The organism is Mycobacterium sp. 29Ha, assembly GCF_032883055.1.
Classification (GTDB): domain Bacteria; phylum Actinomycetota; class Actinomycetes; order Mycobacteriales; family Mycobacteriaceae; genus Mycobacterium; species Mycobacterium gallinarum.
The window spans coordinates 1-5,340 of sequence record NZ_JAMQTI010000057.1; the positions used below are offsets into that span (position 1 = coordinate 1).

Annotated in this window: 2 protein-coding genes; one reads left to right on the forward strand and one right to left on the reverse strand. The window is 63.3% G+C overall.

What is annotated here, in order from left to right; all coding sequences use genetic code 11:
• On the reverse strand, positions 1 to 4,274 hold a 4,274-nt coding region (locus M1248_RS33040; RefSeq protein ID WP_410506782.1), incomplete at its 3' end, for an acyltransferase domain-containing protein.
• A 279-nt stretch (positions 4,275 to 4,553) separates the two neighbouring features.
• Between M1248_RS33040 and M1248_RS33045 the strand changes: the two genes are divergently transcribed.
• On the forward strand, positions 4,554 to 5,340 hold a 787-nt coding region (locus M1248_RS33045), incomplete at its 3' end, for an AMP-binding protein (RefSeq protein WP_317150909.1).

Genomic DNA, 5,340 nt, shown 5'->3' on the forward strand with positions numbered 1-5,340 from the left:
TCGCTCTCGTGGTCGGCGATGGTGGTCTGTCGCTCTTCTGGTCGCAGCGGAGCGGACGACAGGCGCGCGACATACCATTCGCCGTTGCGCCATGCAGTCTCGTCCTCATCGGAACTGCTAAGCAGCTGCTGCGCCACCTGCTCGACCTCAGTGGCTCCGTCCAGATCGATTTGGATCGCATGCAACTGCGGATGCTCGGCGCCCATGGCCCGCATGAAACCCCGCAGGCCAGCCTGGTCCAGGTCGGCCACATCATCCGCCAGGACCGTCTGGGCGTTGCGGGTCACGACATACAGATGAGGCCACCCCGCAGCGATATCCGACAGTTCGCGAGTGATATACGCCAGATGCTGCACATACTCGCACCCGAGGTGCGGGGATTGGTCAGAGGTGGCGCCGTTACTCGGCCCCATCAGGACCACCACACGGGCGAATGCGCCTGGACGCAAATGATCTCCAGGCTCCGCGGCGTTTGTGGCGACGTCGGCGTGCAGTGGCCAGCACACGGTATTGCATTGCGCGCCATGCCGTTTCAGTAAGTCAGTCAAGGCGGTGGCAGTCGTGTCGGCGGCGTTGGTGCTGATCAGCAGCCATTCTCCGGTGTCAGGGTTCGCAACTTCAGGCAATGGCCGCTGTCGCCATTCGATGGTCAGCAGCCGCTCGCCCAGCACGCGATCCCTAAGGTCCTCCTCGGATTCTCCGGTGCCCAATCGGAGCCCCTGCACGGCAAGCAGGACCGTGCCGTGCTCGTCGAGCACATCCAGGTCGGCCTCAACGCCAGTAGCGTCGGCTTTCACCAGCCGCGTGTAGCAGTAGTGCGCGCTGTGGGCCCGGCCGTAGGCGCGCAGGCGACGCACGCCCAATGGCAATGCCAGCAATTCCCCGGCGAGGGCCTGGACTTCGGGATGCGCCGCTACGGACTGAAAACACGCATCCAGTAGCGCAGGGTGGACACCGTAAGCATCTTGTTGCGAGCGGATTTGGCGGGGGAGAGTCACCTCGGCCACCACGGTTTCGGGTTTGCCCGCGCGGATATGCACTGCACCGAGACCGGTAAACGCCGGACCGTATTGAACACCACGCTGACTCAGGCGCTTTCGTAGGTCAGCGCCATCTGTACGATGCGGGTGCGTAGAAAGCAGCGAGGATATGTCGAGCGCGGGGCGCTGCTCGTCCTGTGCCGTGTGGAGGACGCCGCATGCTTTGCGCGCCTGCTCGTCCGAATGTTTTGCTTCTACGGTGAATTCGACGACACCGGGCGATACCACCAGCGCGGCGGTGCCGACCGTGGTCTGCTCATCCAGGAGCAGCGGCCGTTCAAAGCGGATGTCACGGACCTCGGCCGCATCGCCCAGCACGACACGCGCGGCCCCAAGCGCCAACTCGCAGTAGGCCGCCGCGGGAAGCACTGCCGTGTCGTGGATCTGGTGCTCAGCGAGCCATGGCTGAGCATCAGTGCCGACCTCGGCTTCCCAGACGTGGCGTTCCGGTTCTTCCTGCAGGTGCACATGCTGGCCCAACAGCGGATGTACGACAACGGTGCTGCCACCATGTGTGGTGGATTGCTGACCGTCGCTGGTCAGCCATAGCCGACGGTGCGTCCAGGTCGGTAGCGGCGCGTCCAACAGGCGCCCATTCGGATACAGCACGGAGAAGTCGACCGCGGCACCCGCACTGTGCAGATCTGCCACGACGCCGCGCAGCCCGTGTGGCAGATCTTGTTCACGCCGCATGCCGGCCAGGACCGCCAGCGGCATGTCAAGACTGCGTGCGGTCTGCTCAACAGCATGGGTGAGCAATGGGTGCGGCGCCAACTCCGCGAACACCCGATAGCCGTCTTCCAATGCGGCCCGCACCGCCGCGCCGAATCGCACCGTGCGGCGCAGATTGTCCACCCAGTATCTGCTGTCACACACCGGCTGCTCGCGCGGGTCGAACTGGGTCGCCGAGTAGAACGGAATCTGCGGCGTCATCGGATTGAGCTCTGCCAGTAAGTCCGTCAACTCGTCGAGAATCGGCTCGACCTGCGGCGAATGTGATGCGACGTCGACGGCGATCTCGCGGGCCATCACGTCACGCAGCTCCCAGTCCGAAACCAGCTCGCGAACCGTCTGGGCGGCACCGCCAATCACCGTTGACTGGGGGGAAGCCACTATCGCCACCACGACGTCTTTTACGCGGCGCGCCGTCAATTCCGAAAGTACTTGCTTGGCAGGTAATTCCACCGATGCCATTGCGCCGGCACCCGCGATGCGGGTCATCAACCGCGAACGCCGACAGATAACACGCACACCGTCTTCCAGCGACAGCGCGCCCGCGACGACCGCCGCAGCGGCCTCGCCAAGCGAATGCCCGATGACCGCGCCCGGACGCACCCCGTACGCCTCAAGAGCGGCCGCCAGCGCGACCTGCATGGTGAACAGGGTCGGCTGAACCCGGTCGGTACCGGTCACGGTCTGCGCTGCCGACATCGCCTCAGTCACCGAAAACCCGCATTCGCCGGCGATCAAAGGCTCGACCTGCGCCACCATGGCCGCGAACACCGGCTCGGTGGCCAGCAGCTGTGCACCCATCGCCGCCCACTGCGACCCCTGCCCGGAAAACACCCACACCGGACCCCGATCATCGCGCCCGACCGCAGCGTCATACGGAGTGTCGCCGTCGGCGACCTGGCGCAAGGCCACGGTGAGCTCAGCTCGGCTGCTGGCGACGACGGCGGTGCGCACCGGGCGGCGCGCGCGCCGACGCGCCAGGGTGTAGGCCAGGTCCGGCAACGCCACGTCATTGTGTGCAGCTACCCAGTCGGCCAGTCGGCCAGCGGTACGGCGCAGCTCATCGGCCGAGGTCGACGACAGCGCAAACAGCTGCGGCGCCGTCGCTGACACGTCAGCTGAAATGCCCTCGGGCGCAGCGGCTTCCGGAGCCTGCTCCACGATGGCATGAACATTGGTTCCCGACACCCCGCACGACGACACCGCTGCCCGGCGGGGATGCTCACTGCTCCTTGGCCACTCCGTGACCTCCTGTGGCACAAAGAGTTTGGTATCGGTGCGGGTAAGCTGGTCGGGCAGGCGGGTGAAATGCAGGTGGGGTGGAATGACACCGCGCTGCAGAGCGAGTACCGCCTTGATCAGCCCGAGAACACCGGCAGCGGACTGGGTATGGCCGAGGTTGGTCTTCACAGACGCCAGAGCACACGGATCCTCGACGCCGTATACCTTGGCCAGGCTGGTGTATTCGCTGGGATCACCCACCGGGGTGCCCGTGCCGTGCGCCTCGACCATGCCGACGCTACCGGCGTCCACGCCAGCAATCTCCAACGCCGCCTGATACACCGCGGTTTGCGCACTCAGCGACGGTGCCGAGATATTCTCGGTGTGGCCATCGTGATTCGCAGCTGTGCCGCGTACCACGGCCAAGATGCTGTCGCCATCCCTAAGTGCGTCCGGCAAACGCTTGAGCAACACCACCGCACTACCCTCGCCGAGCACGTAGCCATCGGCCGCTACGTCGAAGGCACGACAGCGGCCCGTCGGAGACAGCTGGCTGGTTGCGGTCCCCGCGACAAATTTCCGCGGTTCCAGCATCACGAAAGCGCCGCCTGCGAACGTTAAGTCGCTTTCGCCGACATTGAGGCTGTGACAGGCCATGTGCACCGCGGTCAGGCCGGATGAACCCGCGGTATCCACGGTAAGCGCCGGACCGCGGAGCCCCAGGGCGTAGGCGATCCGCCCGGACGCCATGCTGAACGAGTTTCCGTGAAATCCGTACGGACCGTCCATTTCAGGGGAGTTTGCCGTCACGAGTTGATAGTCGGATTGAGTCAGGCCTACGAATACTCCTGTCCGCGACGCGCGCAGGCTCTCGGGCGTGATGCCGGCGTGCTCCATGGCTTCCCAAGAGTTTTCCAACAACAGCCGGTGCTGCGGATCGAGCGCGATGGCCTCGCGTGCATCGATCCCGAAGAACTCGGAGTCAAACCCTGCGACATCGCCGAGGAATGCGCCCCACTTTGACAGCGAGCGACCGGGCACCCCTGGCTCGGGGTCGTAGTATTCGTCAGCATCCCAACGGTCGGGTGGAACTTCGGTGACCAGGTCATCACCGCGCAGCAACGCCTCCCACAACTGCTCAGGGGAGTCGATACCGCCGGGAAGACGACACGCCATGCCGATGACAGCAACCGGTGTGACGGGTGTCGTATTCATAGTGGACGAGGATTCCGTTGAGGCTGAGCGGTTACTTCGATCATCGATTGCCCCAGATGCACCCATTCCGTCTCCCCACAGCAACAACTAGTTCGCCTATCGGTTGCTTGACTCACGACGTTGCGCCGCATCCGTTCCCTGGATCGCGTATGTCTCCACCATTTGATGCTTACCGTATCAGGGCTTACAGGCACGTCGACGGGGGTTGCGCGGTACGCGCGTCAGGATTGAAGACGTAACGAATCGCATCGAAGCGTTGAGCCGTTACCTAATCGTAACTTTGCTACCGCCTCGGCGGAAAGCAGATCATCAACCTTTGCGTGCGGATGAAGTTAACCTCATGCGGTGGTTGAAACATCCCTCCCGGATCTGCTGCGTGAGCACGCCAGTCTTCAGCCGGATGACGTCGCATTCACGTTCATTGACTACGACCGGGATTGGGCCGGTGTTCCCGAAAGCTTGACGTGGCCGCAGCTGTATCGGCGGGCGCTGAATGTCGCAGGTGAGCTGAGACAGCATGCAGCACCTGGTGATCGCGCCGTAATACTGGCTCCGCAGGGACTGGATTACATCGTCGCCTTCCTGGGTGCACTACAGGCCGGCGTTGTTGCGGTTCCGCTTTCGGTCCCGCTAGGCGGCGCCAGCGATGAGCGTGTCGATTCGGTGTTGCGCGATGCGTCGCCCACTGCTGTTCTCACCACATCCTCTGTTATCACCGAGGTGACGTCGAATATCACGCCACGGCCAGGAGAGCCCGCTCCGTGGATCATCGAGGTTGATTTGCTGGATCTGGACGCGCCCGTGCGATCCGAGGGTCGCGAAGATAGTCCACAAACGACCGCCTATTTGCAATACACATCTGGATCAACCCGACACCCTGCCGGAGTAATGATCTCCTACACCAATCTTCATGCCAATTTCGAACAATTGATATCTGGGTATTTTGCGCATCGGCAGGGTATCGCGCCATTCGACAGCACTATTGTGTCGTGGTTGCCGTTCTATCATGACATGGGTTTGGTGCTCGGCGTTTGTGCTCCGATTCTGGGCGGTTACAGCTCTGTGCTTACCAGCCCTGTGTCGTTCTTGCAGCGTCCGGCCCGGTGGATGCAATTGTTGGCAACTCACACTC